8 protein-coding genes and 1 pseudogene are annotated in these 15,074 nt (G+C 61.5%); 4 read left to right on the forward strand and 5 right to left on the reverse strand.

Features of this window, described 5'->3' with window-relative positions; all coding sequences use genetic code 11:
* Positions 1-705 (reverse strand): annotated as a pseudogene (locus FMZ75_RS21555) (relaxase/mobilization nuclease domain-containing protein); the annotation flags it as partial.
* A gap of 669 nt (positions 706-1,374) precedes the next feature.
* Positions 1,375-1,770, reverse strand: coding sequence for a transposase (locus FMZ75_RS11525; protein WP_255461805.1), 396 nt, complete (start codon positions 1,768-1,770; stop codon positions 1,375-1,377).
* A 71-nt stretch (positions 1,771-1,841) separates the two neighbouring features.
* Between FMZ75_RS11525 and FMZ75_RS11530 the strand changes: the two genes are divergently transcribed.
* From FMZ75_RS11530 to FMZ75_RS11540, 3 genes are all read left to right on the forward strand, one after another.
* Complete coding sequence (locus FMZ75_RS11530) at positions 1,842-2,042, forward strand: hypothetical protein (protein ID WP_166142913.1); 201 nt, start codon at positions 1,842-1,844, stop codon at positions 2,040-2,042.
* A complete protein-coding gene (locus FMZ75_RS11535) occupies positions 2,039-2,542 on the forward strand; it encodes a hypothetical protein (RefSeq protein ID WP_166142915.1) in 504 nt (167 codons plus the stop codon). The genes FMZ75_RS11530 and FMZ75_RS11535 overlap by 4 nt, the downstream gene beginning before the upstream one ends.
* A gap of 188 nt (positions 2,543-2,730) precedes the next feature.
* The gene (locus FMZ75_RS11540) at positions 2,731-3,462 is read left to right on the forward strand and encodes an imm11 family protein (protein WP_246728912.1); all 732 of its coding nucleotides are present in this window, start codon (positions 2,731-2,733) and stop codon (positions 3,460-3,462) included.
* A gap of 173 nt (positions 3,463-3,635) precedes the next feature.
* Here FMZ75_RS11540 and FMZ75_RS11545 read toward each other — a convergent pair whose 3' ends face one another.
* Positions 3,636-3,905: a hypothetical protein gene (locus tag FMZ75_RS11545; RefSeq protein ID WP_166142917.1), complete on the reverse strand. Its 270-nt coding sequence runs from the start codon at positions 3,903-3,905 to the stop codon at positions 3,636-3,638.
* A 1,131-nt stretch (positions 3,906-5,036) separates the two neighbouring features.
* On the opposite strand from FMZ75_RS11545, the gene FMZ75_RS11550 reads away from it, so the two are divergent.
* Positions 5,037-11,510, forward strand: coding sequence for a S8 family serine peptidase (locus FMZ75_RS11550; RefSeq protein WP_166142919.1), 6,474 nt, complete (start codon positions 5,037-5,039; stop codon positions 11,508-11,510).
* Positions 11,511-11,990: 480 nt separating this feature from the next.
* Here FMZ75_RS11550 and FMZ75_RS11555 read toward each other — a convergent pair whose 3' ends face one another.
* On the reverse strand, positions 11,991-13,418 hold the full coding sequence (locus tag FMZ75_RS11555; protein ID WP_166142921.1) for a FecR domain-containing protein: 1,428 nt from the start codon (positions 13,416-13,418) through the stop codon (positions 11,991-11,993).
* A 14-nt stretch (positions 13,419-13,432) separates the two neighbouring features.
* On the reverse strand, positions 13,433-14,767 hold the full coding sequence (locus FMZ75_RS11560; protein WP_370464706.1) for a tetratricopeptide repeat protein: 1,335 nt from the start codon (positions 14,765-14,767) through the stop codon (positions 13,433-13,435).
* Positions 14,768-15,074 lie beyond the last annotated feature (307 nt).

Genomic DNA, 15,074 nt, shown 5'->3' on the forward strand with positions numbered 1-15,074 from the left:
GAGGATGCGGCCGTCGTCGAGCACGCCCCGGACGATGATGTGGGTGTGAGGATGGCCGGTGTTGTGATGGTCGACAGCGATCCAGTCGAGGCTCGTGTCGAGGTCCTTCTCCACCTGCCGCATGAGGTCGCGGGTGAAGCTCCGCAGGTCGGCCATGTCGCCGGCATCCTCCGGCGCGACGATGAAACGGAACTGATGACGGTCGTCGCGTCCGCGCTCGACAAAGGCGCGGCCGTCTGCCTCGTTCTCGATCGCCGAATAGGCGTGGCCCTTCTCGCCGTCGCGGGTGACGCCATCGCGTTCGAGATAGCGCAGGTGAGCGTCGACGGCCTTGCTCGCGGCGCCGCGCATTTTTGGACCGCGCGTTCCGCGTTGCGGGTTGAGCTTCACGACCCGCGCCTTGACGACGACGCGACGCGCTCGGAACAGCCCCGCGGAGTCGCGCCGCCAGCCGCCGCCGTCTCTCGGAAGGGCCGCCGCCACCTTCGCGCCTCGTCCCCGCGCGTTGAACCGGCCGCTTCCTTCCCCTTTCCGGCCGACTGCGTCCGCAGAGCCTCGGCCGATCCGGTTGGGATTGCCGCCAGCCTTTCTGACAGCGATCTCGACTTGCCGAACGAAGGGCAGCGAGCGCGGACGGACGCTCCTTCCGCCAGCTCGGGATCGGCCGGGTCGAATGTGGAAATCGTCTCTGTCGTCGCTCACCATTCCAAGACGATCGGCGTCAAAATCGGCCTGTGCAATGGCTCTCGGGCGCCGATCGCAATGGAGCGCAAAAATACCGGCTGTGGCGTAGAAGCGGCGGGGCCTGCCACGTCACACCTCGCGAGCGCTGGCGTCTATCACGCTGCAAATACGAACGAATTCGATTCTACCGGAAACCGCCGCACATCGCGCGGTATCATGCCTGCACATTTGTAGCCTGCAAAAACCAATGTGCAGACAACCAATTACGAGCGACGCGAGGTGCGAACGTCAGTTCGCTTTATCTTGCCGTCTTAATCGGGCGTCGTCGTGTTGTCTTCTTCGCCATGTGTGTCTCCGTCTTGGGATAGTATCCGTTTCTTTTCTTCGATGCGACAGCCTACGCCAGTAGGCGATGAGAAGCGCCTGGGGGTCCATGCAGTCTTTCGTGCTCGGTCCCGCGTGCCGGGCGGGCGCACATTTTTGCGTCGGGATCGCGGGGCCACACAAGCATTCGGGCGCGCTGTCGGCCTCCGAGGAGGCGTCGTCGCCGGCAAGATATCGTGCTCTCCGCATCCGCTTCGATCCACCAGCTTCTCTCCCGCCGAATGGCGGAACTCGTGTCGGCGCCGCGCCGTCAATTCGTCGTCGTGTCGTCGTTCCCGCGCGCTTCGATCGACTCCGACGGCGCGCTCACGACGCGATCGCCAGCGTCCTCTTCGCTCCGCTTTTCGGCGCGCCCGAGGACTCCTCCTGCGCCGAGAAGCGGAACGCGCTGCCGTCGATCCACATCCGATGCATGATGACCGCGAGCTTGCGGGCGACCGCCACGACGGCGCGCTCGTGGCCACGCTTTGCTGCGATCTTGACGCCCCACGCCTTCACGGCGCACCATTTCTTGGAGCGCACGAGCATGGCGCTGGCCGCTTCGTAGAGCGCCGTGCGCACTTCGCCGTCGCCGCATTTGGAGATGTGGCCGTCGATATCGATCGTATCGCTGCTCTGAATGCGGCGTGATGTCAGTCCGAAATGCGCGCCGACGGTCTTCGATTTGGCGAAGCGGGTCGGCGCCTCGACCAAGGCAAGCATAGCGCTTCCGGCGTGGTCAATGGTGTGCGTTTCTCTTTGAGTTATATCTCCAACTTTGATAATATCGTCTCGTGCTCGATCTCAACGGCGACGGGATCACGCTCTCCGATTGGGTTTCGAACACCGTCCTCTTCAATGTCCTCGGCGACGGCAGGCTGCATCAGATCGGACGGACCGTCGGCGGCGACGGCATTCTCGCGCTCGATCTCAATGGCAATGGCGTCATCGACAATATAACCGAGACGATTTCCGCGCAGTTCTCGACTGGGTGAGCTTTAATGACAGCCTCGACGCGCTCGCCTCGCTCGCGCAGCCCGGCGCCGGCGTCTTCTCGCGCGCGACATCGGACATCAATTGGCGGACCGGAAATTCCTATTTCGACGATTTGCGCGTCTGGGTTGACGCCAATGAGAACGGCGTCACCGACGCTGGCGAATTGAAGACGCTCGACGAGCTCGGCATTGCGTCGATCTCCCTGCAAGGAACCGGCAATCAGGGCGAGACGATCGCCGACAATGACATTGTGAACCGGACGAGCTTCACGCGGGCGGACGGGACGACCGGCGAAGTGGCGAGCGTCGACTTCGAGGTCAATAGCGCGGGAGCGACGCTGACGCAGCTTCCCGGCGCGACAGTCGTTCGCGCCTATGGAGCCGAGACGGTCACGAGCTATAATCGTGACCGACAACGCTGGCCATGCGATCGACGTATCGAATTTCGCGCTCGCAGACGGAACGCATCCGGACGGCTTCTATTCGACGACGGGCGATGACGCCTTCCTCGCCGATCCAAACGATACGCGCTCCTATTGGCTCGGCGGCATCGCCCAAAATGATATTCTAAAAACGCATTTCGTTTTATTGCTGTATATTGACAGTTGTTCGATATAAATGTAATATATATCGTAATTTGGTTCGATCCGCGGGCATTCCGAAATGCTGTCGCGCAGGGGATTTTGAAATGAGCTATGATGCACCCGTACAGCTGCAGGATACGTGCCGGGACGAGGTTGAGCCGGTTGGCTTGGTTCGATGTGGCGCGACGCGGTGGGAGGATGCCATGACAAATAAACCGCAGACCAGCGGGCAGGGGATTTTTTGTGAGACGAGGAAGTACTATACATTCGCGACGGATTTCACCCTCAAAGACGCCCCTTTGCGACGATGGGTGAATGAGGAAGAGCAGATGAGGAATTTCCGCGCCGAGTCGGGTAAGCCTTTTCGTGGGATCAAGTTCTCGGAGCCGCCAAGAATAAGCTTTGATCGGAAGGGGCGTTGCGGCGCTGTGCTGGACGCCGATCCAATTACGTTGGGGATATGGCTGGTGTCGGATCGGTTGAAGGCGCTCTTTGAGCGTATCGATCCTGACCCCGAGGCTTTCGTCTTCCAGCGCGTCGATGTCGACTACAGTAATTTCCCCGAGCCTGGCCCAGGATTCTCGTTCTGTTACTTCATGCGCGAGTTAGACTGTATCGATGAAGAAAAGTCCACGTTAAGGTATTACGACAATGTTCCCGGCGTGAAGGGGTATCGTGCATTGCTCGATGTCAAAATGCGCCGGGAGACGGTCGGGTCGGCGCACGCATTTCGGCTGAAATACGCCACCTTGAAGTTAATCGTCGATGATTTAATCGTAGATGCTGTAAAGGCAGAGGGAATTCGCGGATTCGATTTCACGCCTATCCAAAAATAGCGACACGCGACATTGCGCAGGGCGATAGTTTTAGGAATTCCGCTATGACGAACAATCCAGTGATTCAGTTGCATCACGCGCTTCAACAGGCTGTCGGCGAAAAGAATGATGTTCTCAAAGCGCTGATAGCCAATGGTTGGAATATCGACGCATCCGAGAATACATTGTTCTTATCAAATGATGCGGAACTGGCGAATGCGACCGGTACAGTCCGTCATGCGGGCAATCACGCCCGCATAGACAAAGTAGAGAATGCGATATTGAATGAGTTTGGTGAGCAGCCGACGCAATTCGGCAATAAGACCAATCTTGATTTGATGAAGGAGGCCAATCCAGCGGGTCTGACAGCGGAAGAGCGCGCGGCGCGCGAGCAGGTGTTCAGGGATGCCGAAGCTCTCGCTAACAATCTTCGTGACTATACAACCAAGGCAATTGTTGACCATGAATTACCTCTTGTCGGCATCGCCGACGCCGACATCGCGCGCGTGTTCGGCACTGCCGCCGATGGCTATGCGGCGTTCGAGGCAGGCACTTCTGGTGGTAGCAATTCTCTCGCGGCTTTTCGTGCGGAGGAACAGTCGATCAAAGCAGCGGGTGGGGATATTCGCTGGCAAGCGTTCAACACCGGCGACAAGGTCGAGAAGCTCGTCGATTATGCAAAAGCGCACGATCTCCAGTTATACGGGGGAAAGCCGACCGAGGCCGGACTGAGAAATTATGTGGTGGCCCGGGGCCTTCCGGTTCCCGCCGCACTGGAGAAATCACTCGCCGTAGAGGCGACCCGAGGCGTCGAGAAGGCGATGGTGTCTGACATCGCCGCCGGCGGACGCGCTCTCGGCGTCGCCGGAGCTGTTTTGCTTTCAGCCCCTGACGCAATCGGAACCTATGTCGCGGCTCGGGCGAATGGCGAATCCGTCCTGTCAGCAGACGGTAGAGCGGCAGTCAAAGTTCTTGAGGGGCTCGCAATCGGGGCATTCTTTCTCGTTCCGGGCATGGCCGAAGCGGCTGTCATCGGTGGAGGCATATTAGCCGGATACGTTGTGCTGAAGTCCGTGACATCAAGCGCGTGGGCCTATGTTGGAGAGCCGATCGAACAGATAAAAAATCAGTTGATAGAAGGCGATCTCACTGGCGCGATGTCCTCCGTGATCGATGTTCATGCAGCAATCACGCGATGGTCACGGGAAGTAGTCGCGCCCTATGTCAAGAACATTGTCGATGACGTCGCTGCTTTCGCGAACGATCCGACAGGCCATGTTCAGAGCCTTTCTCAACAAATCTGGAATTCGACGAAGGGCGAACTGGGGAACCTCTTATCTGGTGGTAGCCAATTCCTGCGGGAAAATGCCGGCGCCATCATGAACGCCGTCGGACAAGGCGTTACGAACTCGCTTCCCGTGGAGGCCCAATTGGCGACGCAGATGCTGGGGGGAAGCGCAGCAAGCATCAACGCGAATTTTGCTTCTCTCAAGAACAAACTGGATCGCTCTGGTCTTGGCAGTTCTCAGCCAAATGGTTCTGCGAACAACTCCCGTCTCACCGTCACCGGCCAGAACTGGTCGAACGGCGCGCCGGTGAAGCTGTCTCCCACGCTCACCGATCCGCAGCCCAATGCGCCTGGCGGCTATGGGATCGTTTCCGGTTCTGGGGCCTTCACCGCCTCGACGCCCGACATCAACATCGATGGCATCGAGCCGGTGGCGCGGAATTATATCGTCACCGGCAATGTCAATCCCGCCCGCCAGACGACGCAGTCGAAATCTAGCAACGTGGCTCGGCGCCTCGACCAAGGCAAGAATAGCGCGTCCGGCGTGGTCAATGGTGTGCGTTTCTCTTTGAGTTATATCTCCAACTCCGATAAAATCGACCCCCTCGTGCTCGATCTCAACGGCGACGGGATCACGCTCTCCGACTGGGTCTCACAGACCGTCCTCTTTAACGTCCTCGGCGACGGCCGGCTGCATCAGATGGGATGGGCCGTCGGCGGCGACGGCATTCTCGCGCTCGATCTCAATGGCAATGGCGTCATCGACAATATAACCGAGACGATTTCCGCGCAGTTCGACTGGGTGAGCTTTAATGACAGCCTCGACGCGCTCGCCTCGCTCGCTCAGCCCGGCGCCGCCGCCTTCTCGCGCGCGACATCGGACATCAATTGGCGGACCGGCAATTCCTATTTCGACGATCTGCGCGTCTGGGTCGACGCCAATGAGGACGGCGTCACCGACCCCGGTGAATTGAAGACGCTCGACGAGCTCGGAATAACGTCGATCTCCCTGCAAGGAACCGGCAATCAGGGCGAGACGATCGCCGACAACGACATTGTGAACCGGACGAGCTTCACGCGGGCCAACGGGGCGACCGGCGAGGTGGCGAGCGTCGACTTCGAGGTCAATAGCGCCGGAGCGACGCTGACGCAGCTTCCCGGCGCGACGGTCGTTCGCGCCTATGGAGCCGAGACGGTCACGAGCTATGTCGTGACCGACAACGCCGGCCATTCGATCGACGTGTCGAATTTCACGCTGGCCGACGGAACGCATCCGGACAGCTTCTATTCGACGACGGGCGATGACGTCTTCTTCGCCGATCCGGACGATACGCGCTCCTATTGGCTCGGTGGCGGAACCGGATCGCTGACGCTGTTCGGCGGGGCCGGCGACGATCTTCTGTTCATCAACGCCGCGACCGCGCAGGCCAATATAGACGGCGGCGGCGGCTTCGATATCGTCAAGGTCAATGACACGCTCGGCGTGACGCTCGACCTCGCCGCCGCGCATGTGGAGGAGGCGATCGGCGACGATGGCGACGACGTGTTCAACGCCTCGGGGATGTCCTCCAACGCCTTCCTCGACGGCGCCGGGGGCAATGACATTCTGATCGGCGGCATCGCCGACGACGCCATCACCGGCAATACGGGCGATGATTACATCGACGGCGGTGCCGGAAACGACGTGCTGCGCGGCGGCGACGGCAGCGATCTCATCTTCGGCAATGAGGGCGACGACATTGTCTATGGCGAGGGCGGCGACGACATTCTGGTGGGCGGCGCAGTGTCTGGACCGGACGGCGCCAATATGCTCGAGGGCGATGAAGGCGACGATTTTCTGATCGGAACCGGCGGCTATTCGGTCGCGAGCTATCGGGGCTCGTTCGCCGATTACACCGTCACGCAGAATGAGGACTGGACCTTCACCGTCGCCGACCGCCATGCGGATCGCGACGGAACCGACACGCTGAAAGACATTTCGACGCTGAATTTCGCCGACATCACCAATGTGGCGCTCGATCCCAGCCTGTCGACCTACGGGCTGACGCTGCCCGCCAATGATCGAATCGATGTTTCGAGCATCGGGCCATATGTGATTTCCGCGGGCGTTGTGCTCGCCAATGACAAGAATATGGCCGGGCGCTCACTGTCGATCCGGCAATTGCTCGACGTGAACGGCAATCCGATCGTGCGCGGCGCGATCGGCGCGGCGATCGGCGGGACGGTGGCGCTCAGCACGGACGGGGCGACGATCACCTTCACGCCCGAGACCGGCTTCACCGGCGTGATGAAGTTCAAATATCTGGTGCAGGACAGCACGGGGCAGACGGGCCTCTATGCGCAGCAAGCCGGCACGTCCAATATGGCCGAAATGGCGGGAACGGTTTTTCTCGACACGCCCGACCATCCGACCGACGAAATGTTCGACGCGCAATGGTATCTGCCGGAAATCAATGTGCTGCCGATATGGGAGGACTATACGGGCGCTGGCGTCAGCATTGCGGTCTTCGACGCTTCGGGCAATGTCGATCTGACACATCCGGATCTCGCGACGAACGCCGGCAATTCGTTCAAGATCGACGGCTCTCCCGGAGTCGACCAATACGGCATGCATGCGACCCTCGTCGCCGGCGTCATCGGCGCGGAACGCAATGGTGAGGGCGTGGTCGGCGTGGCCTATGACGCGACCATCAGCTCCGTGGCGATCCCGACAGACTTCGTCGATCCAGACTATATAGATCTGACGCGCTGGCGGAATTACGACGTCGTCAACAATAGTTGGACGATGAACCCGGCCTTCGTCGATAATTTCCTGACCAATCCCTATTACGAAAACGCCTATGATTCCGCGGTCAGATACGGAAGAGGCGGCAAAGGAACTGTTCTGGTCTTCGCTGCCGGCAATGACCGGGGCGCCCGCAATACCAACGACCTCAATGAGACGAACTCTCTCTACGGCATAACGGTCGCCGGCATCAATGCGAAGACCGACCTTTCGACATTGACCGTCGCGCCGCAACCGTTCAGCACACAGGGCGAGACCATCCTGGTTTCGGCGCCCGGCTCCAACATCGCCTCCACCAGCGAAATTCTGACGAGCTCGACGGGCACGGTCTTTGGCAGCGACTATGCGACGGCCGAAGGAACCTCCTTCGCGACGCCGATCGTTTCCGGCGTCGCGGCGCTGATGCTCGAGGCCAATCCGAACCTCGGCTATCGCGACGTGCAGGACATACTCGCCTATTCCGCGCGCAAGGTGAGTGATCCGGCGACGAGCTGGCAGATCAACCTCGCGACGAATTGGAACGGCGGCGGTCTGCATTACAGCCGCGACTATGGGTTCGGCGAGGTCGATGCGCGCGCCGCGGTGCGTCTCGCCGAGACCTGGCAGGGCCAGAAGACCGCGAACAATATTCTCGGCCGCGACGCCGTCAGCCAGACCGGAACTTTCGGAAATGGAGCGCATCTCGTCGAAGATTACGGGCTTTTCTACCTTTGGGGCTCATACGTCTTGTTGCCCATCGGAGCCCATGTCGAATATAGCAGCTCGTTCACGGCGTCTTATGTGACGCCGGCCTCCGACGTGACGACCGAGCACGTCATGATCTATGTCGATCTCGATGTCGACGTCTATCCAATCGAGAGCCTCGAAGTGATCTATGAGCCGCTCGTCGCGAGCGGCGCGAGCTTCGACTATAATGGAACCCCTTATTCCGCGACGAATTATACCTATGACGATAGCCGGCGATCGATATTGCTGGACGGCGAACAATTGGTTTCCGGCCAATCTAGCTTCTCCACTGGCGCGGACGGGCACAGGCATCTCAATTTCGCATTCGGTTCGGCGAAATATCGCGGCGAGGATTGGAACGGCGACGAACAATGGGTGTTGCGGGTGTTCAGCAATGGTCAGGAAGTAGCGCCCTCCACGAATTGGAGAATAAGAGCATTTGGCGCGAGCGACGCCGCGCCGCGTCAGTGGATATTCACCGACGAGCTTTCCAGCGGCTCATGGATCACCCCGCAAACATCGAGCGATAGTTTCAATGCTTCGGCGGCGACCGGCAATAACATCATCGACCTGCGCGGCGGCTCGACAGATTCGACGATCAATGGATGGAACGTCGCCGTCAACGGCGATCTCGCGAAGGGATTCGGCGGGGACGGCAATGACGTTCTGATCGCCAATGCGTTTGGAGACGAGCTCGATGGAGGCCGCGGGAACGATCAGCTCTTCGGCGGCGCAGGCAATGACACACTAGACGGCGGCCAAGGCAATGACATCCTGACTGGCGGCGGCGGCTACGACACTTATGAATTCGACGCGAAGGGCGGCCAGGACGTCATCGTCAACGGCGTCGCCACGAATGCCGGGCCGAGCGGCGAGCTCGCTATGGGCGGTGGCGTTTCTCTATTCGACCTCCGGTTCATGCGGTCCGGCAATGATCTCGTCATCACCGTGATCGGCGCCGAGAGTCGAGTCGCTGTCCGCGACTGGTTCGCCGGTGCATATGCGCAGCTTACGAAACTCACCTTCTCCGACGGGTCGCAAATTGGAGCATCCGCGATCGCCGCCCTCGCCACGCTCGCCGATGCGCCGAGCGGCGTGATCGAGAACGCCGGCAACATCGCTCTCGTGGCGGCAGGCAATAATTACGGGCTCTACGGCAAGGACGGCTCGGGGAATCCGACGACGGGGCCGCTTCTGCGATATCAGGGCGGCGCCGTGACTGCGGGCCAGTTCTCGGGGTGGTCGCCGGTAGCCGCGGCGCAAACGGCGAGCGGTTATATGGTGGCGCTCCAGAGTGCGGACACAGCGTCGTATTCGATCTGGAGCGTCGACGCCGGCGGCAATTGCGTCACCAGTGTGGGCATCGAGAAGAACGACCCTCGTCTGTGGTCGTATGAGACGCAATTCAATTTCGATCTCGGCGGCGACGGCAAGATCGGCGCGCCGCTTTCGCCGAGCGGCGTGATCGAGAACGCCGGCAATATCGCTCTCGTGGCGTTGGGCGGTTATTACGGGCTCTACGGCATGGACAGCGCGGGGAATCCGACGACGGGGCCGCTCTTGCGATATCAGGGCGCCGACGTGACTGAGGGCCAGTTCTCCGGGTGGTCTCCGGCAGCCGCGGAAAAAACGGCGAGCGGTTATGTGGCGGCGTTCCGAAGTGCGGACAGCACGTCGTTTTCGATCTGGAACGTCGACGCCGACGGCAATCATCTTTCGCATGTGGGCGTCGATGAAAGCGATCCCGGTCTGTGGTCGTATGAGACGCAGTTCGATTTCGACCTCGACGGCGACGGCAAGGTCGGCGCGCCGGTTTCGCCGAGCGGCGTGATCGAAAACACCGGCAATGTCGCCCTCGTGACGGTGAGCGGTTATTACTGGCTCTACGGCAGGGACGGCGCCGGGAATCCGACGACAGGGCCGGTCCTGCGATATCAGGGCCCCGGCGTGACGCCGGGCCAGTTCCCCGGATGGTCGCTGGTCGCCGCGGAGCAAACCGCGAGCGGCTATGTGACAGCGTTCCGGAGCGCGGATCTCACGTCGTTTTCGATCTGGAGCGTCGCCGCCGACGGCAATTATGTTTCCAATGTGGGCGTCGCGGAGAACGACCCCGGCCTGTGGTCGTATGAGACGCAGCTCAGTTTCGACCTCGACGGCGACGGCAAGATCGGCGCGCCGATTTCGCCGAGCGGCGTGATCGAAAATACCGGCAATGTCGCTCTCGTGACGGTGAGCGGCTATTACTGGTTCTACGGCAGGGATGGCGCTGGGAATCCGACGACGGGACCTGTCCTGCGGTATCAGGGCGCGGGCGTGACGCCGGGCCAGTTCTCCGGGTGGTCGCTGGCGGCCGCGGAACAAACGGCGAGCGGTTATGTGGCGGCGTTCCGGAATGCGGATCTCACGTCGTTTTCGATCTGGAGCGTCGACGCCGGCGGCAATTATGTTTCCAATGTGGGCGTCGAGGCGAACGACCCGGGTCTGTGGTCGTATGAGACGCAGCTCGGTTTCGACCTCGACGGCGACGGCAAGATCGGCGCTCCGGTTTCCCCGAGCGGCGTGGTCGAAAACACCGGCAATGTCGCCCTCGTGACGGTCGGCGGTTATTACTGGCTCTACGGCAGGGACGGCGCCGGGACTCCGACGACGGGGCCGGTCCTGCGGTATCAGGGCGCGGGCGTGACGCCGGGCCAGTTCCCCGGGTGGTCGCTGGTCGGCGCGGAGGCGACGGCGAACGGCTACGAAGTCGCCCTGCAGTCGACGGAAAAACAGTTCCTGATATGGAACGTCGACAAGAGCGGCAATTACCGATCCAGCGCGGAATTGGGCGGCGCGCGCGATAATGCGGACGGGAGCGGCGGCCTGTTCCTGCAAGGCGATGACCTGACCATAACGCTTTCTCCGACACAATCGACCGTGACTACGGCGGCCGGAAACGCATTTACATTCGGCGGGCATGGGTCCGAATCGATCACGGCCTTCGGTTTGACCGACGAGACATTCGTCTTTACGCCCGGAGCGGGCCAGGACATTCTCTACGGCTTTGTGGCCGGCGGCGGGACAGGACACGACACGCTGCAGTTCGAAGCCTCGGCTTTCGGCGCCGGCCTGACCGCAGCCGATCAAAACGCCGATTGGCAGGCATTGTTGGCGCATACGGCGGACAACGCCGCCGGCTCCGCGGTGATCACAGATGTGTTCGGCGACAGCATCATCCTCAGCGGCCTTTCGAAAGCGTCGCTGACCGCGAGCGATGTGCGATTCGTTTGAATACGGCTTCGACGATTTCCGGCGCGGATCGGGGCGAGACGTCCATGGGAATTTGACGGAACCGCTCGGCGGCGCGCAACGCGCTCGCGTCGTTCCATTCTATGCTTCCCTCGCAGCGATCGGCCGCCTCTCCGCCGCCGGCTTCCATGCGCCGAGCCCGCCGCGCCTCTGGAGGCGGCGCGATAGGCACCGGATACTCGGGGCCTGGATCGAGCGGGCTCGGCCTACTTTTTATAGCATGATTTCAATCGTATAAGCGTTCACATCTTTGTCCCGACCGGCGCGCCAATCCTCAAAACATAATGGGCGCCATGCCGCCGAGAGCGCAGCCTATCCCGCGGGCGCGGATCGGGGGCGTCGCTCGGACGCCGCCGTCAGACTATAGCGGTAGCGACGCCGGCCGACCGCTCAACGGACGAGCATGAGGTCGCCGCAGCAAATCTATTTTCCGGCGCCATGAGCGCGGCGGAGCGCCGTCGCTCACGGATAGGAGAAGTCGAAGGTCTCCGTGAAACCGTCCGGCAGGCTGAAGAAGGAATTCACCGATGTGGCCGCCGTCTCGAGAATGATGCTGGATGCATTCACGAAATGCAGCGTATCGCTGCCGCTGACCGTGAATGTCGTCGGGACGCCATTCCCCGACACCGAGCCGGACCAGTTCACATTCTCGTTGATCGCAAAATTATACATATTGGTCTGAGCCGCCGCGCCGCTCTGCGGATAATAGGAGACCGTCGCGCCGATCACGCCGTTGATGGTCGCGGACGCCTGTCCGGCCGTATAATTGATGCTCTCGGCGTTCACCGTCAGCGCGATCAGAAAATAGCCGTGTCCGGGGAAGGTCGCCTGCATCGTTATGGTCGCATTGGCGCCGGAAACGCTCGTCGAGACGAATGTCGGCGCCACGCAGCCCCACACGCAGAATCCATTCGCGAATAGCGCGCCCGCCACGCCGCTCGCGGGATTGGACGGATCGATCGGGATTCCAGACGACGGCGTTCCATCGCCCGTTGTCGGATGATGAGCGGCCGCGTTCTGCGCCGCGACGACCGCGGCGATCGTTTGCTGCGTTTGCGTCGCGATCGCCTGATTATTCGTCTGCGCACGGCTCTGCGCAATTCCAGCGCCGCCCCAATGCGCGCCGATCGCCCCCAGTCCGGCCCAGGGCGTGCGATCTGGCTCGCGTATATTGCCGAGGCGCGCGAAGGCCTGCGCGTCGCTCGGCAGAGAGCCGAGGCTCGCGCCTCCCGTCTGCCCCGGCAGGCTGGCGAATTGCTGGTCGAATCCTTCTATGGCGCCCTCGCCCGCCGGCGCGGGATCGGAGACATCTCCGCCACCCGAGCCGATGACCACGCCATAGCCCGGACGTGTCAGGCGCAATCTCCGACCCGTCGCCGTGACGATGGTTGCGACGCCGTTCAGCAAGACGATCTCGTCGCAGCCGCCCGCCTGCGCCATGGCGCCGCAATCGGCGCCGCCGACGCGCACGAGCACCATGCCGCCGCGCACGCCGATCGTCGCAGAAGGCGTCTTGATCTCCATGCCGACGCCGTGACTGACCTCGCCGCCGATGAAGCGCAGCGCGCCTTTGGTGATGGAGAGACTCTGCTTTCCGCCCCCCGCCGCCGAATCATAGACGAAACGATCGATGGTCACCGAGCTGTTCGCGCCGATTCCGAGCGTCGATTTGTCGAGAAAGACGATTTGCGCTCGCCCCTCCTTCTTGGTGTCGATGCGCTCGTGATCGACGACTCCCGCGCCGAGCGTCAGCCCTTTGGCCGCGCCGCCGGGCGGAGTTCCCTGCGCCGCCGGATTGACGGCGCCGACATTGCCGACCACTTCCGCGCGAACATTCGCGGCGCCTAATCCAATGAGCGCGAGGAACGCGACGCTCGGCAGATTTCGCATAGCCTTCCCCATCGTCAAAATTTCGCCGTCGGCCCGAACGTCAGTGACACATTGTGCATTTTGAAGCTCGAAATATTCGAATCGTTGCGTAGAAATTCGAGATGGCCGGAAACGCCCAATTGCGCGGTGATCGGCGCATCCAGAGCGAGGCCATAGGTCCAGGCGTCGTCGCGCCTCATGCGCGAGGGATCGAGCGCCGGATTGGCGATGTCGAAGGCGATCTGCCGGAAACGCGCATAGGGCGCGAAGGTCCATCGCCGCGGCATCTCCGAGAGCGGCGGATCGACCTCGAAACGCAACATCGCCTGCAGATCGAACTGATCGGAAGCCTGCGCCGCGACATAGGCCGCAGCGCGCGAATAAGCGCCGCGCCCTTCGAGCCGAACATGGTCGAAAATGCGCAGGCTGACGCCGAGCGAGCCGGTGAACACATCGCCGCTCGCGATCGTCGCCACTGTCTGCGCGCTGCTTCCCGGACCAGAGCCCGAATTGACCCAGAGCCGCGACCATTCGAAGCCCGGCTCGAGCGACAGCCGATCGCCGATCATCTGCCGGAAGCCGACGCCGGCGCCGCCGGTGTTGAGATAATTCAGATTGCCGACGAGCGAAGCCGAGCCCGAGACATGAGGCCGAACAGAGAGGCCGGGCGCGATTTCGCTCAGGCCGAATCGCGGCCCGACGGACAGCGAAAACAAGGCGACGTTATATTGCGACAGCGCGAATTGCTGCGTCGCATAGGCCAGTCCGCGCGTCTCCAGCACATCGCCGCGTTGATTCTGGAAATCATAGTCATGCGCGATTTGCGCCTGCTCGAATGCGTTGACGTCCGATTGGCGTCCCGTCACGCCGCCGAAGGTCTGCACGCCGCCGACGTCATAGAGACCGCCCGACGGCAAATAGGCGGCGTTGGATTGCGTCCGCACGCCGATCTGCAGATTTCCCGAGAAGCGGCTGGCCCGCGTCTGTCTTTCGATATCGGGAATCTGCGCCTCGATCTGCGCTTTCTGCGTCGCGTCGAGATCGGCGGATTTCAACGCCGCGCGCAGATTGAACGCGGCGCTCTGATAAGCGCCGATGCGCGCATAGAGAAAACCGAGCTCCTTACGCGCGCGGCCGAGCGAAGGATTATACATGAGCAATCGCTCGAGCGCGCCGATCGCGGCTTCTTCATGCAGCTCCGTCGCCAGCCGAATATAGGCGTAGGTCTGCTCGTAATCCGTTGGACGCGTGCGGACATGAGCCGCGAGTCGATCCAATTCGGAACGCGCCCCCTGCACTGTCTCCGCCTGCGCCGAAGCGGCCACAAGGCCGACGATCGACGCTACTACGCTGATTTTATACTGTCTCACGAGCCCGCCCCGACGCGCAAAATGTCACTGATCGTCAAATTGTATCCGAATCTTTGCTCAAATGCGTCTTTTTTGAGGACCTCGTCAAGAGGCTCGACCGCGGCCGTATCGTGTCGCCACCGCCGGCGCGATCTTCGAACGACGATCCCGACTCGCGGCCGGGGCCAGCGATCGCGACGAATCCCGCCCGGTATTCGTCGCGCGCGACATGCACCCGACAATTGCGCGCACGAAGCGCGTCGATATGTCGAATATAATCGACAATGCGATTTCCCGACCGGGTTGACATCGAGCTCGAGCCGAACGA

Origin of the sequence: Methylosinus sp. RM1 (genome assembly GCF_011378635.1) — a bacterium.
Taxonomy (GTDB): domain Bacteria; phylum Pseudomonadota; class Alphaproteobacteria; order Rhizobiales; family Beijerinckiaceae; genus Methylosinus; species Methylosinus sporium.

Coding starts and splice junctions, on each gene's coding strand:
- FMZ75_RS11540 (WP_246728912.1), top strand. CDS start 2,731: ATGAGCTATGATGCACCCGTACAGCTGCAGGATACGTGCCGGGACGAG.
- FMZ75_RS11525 (WP_255461805.1), bottom strand. CDS start 1,770: ATGCTTGCCTTGGTCGAGGCGCCGACCCGCTTCGCCAAATCGAAGACC.
- FMZ75_RS11555 (WP_166142921.1), bottom strand. CDS start 13,418: ATGCGAAATCTGCCGAGCGTCGCGTTCCTCGCGCTCATTGGATTAGGC.
- FMZ75_RS11545 (WP_166142917.1), bottom strand. CDS start 3,905: ATGGTCAACAATTGCCTTGGTTGTATAGTCACGAAGATTGTTAGCGAG.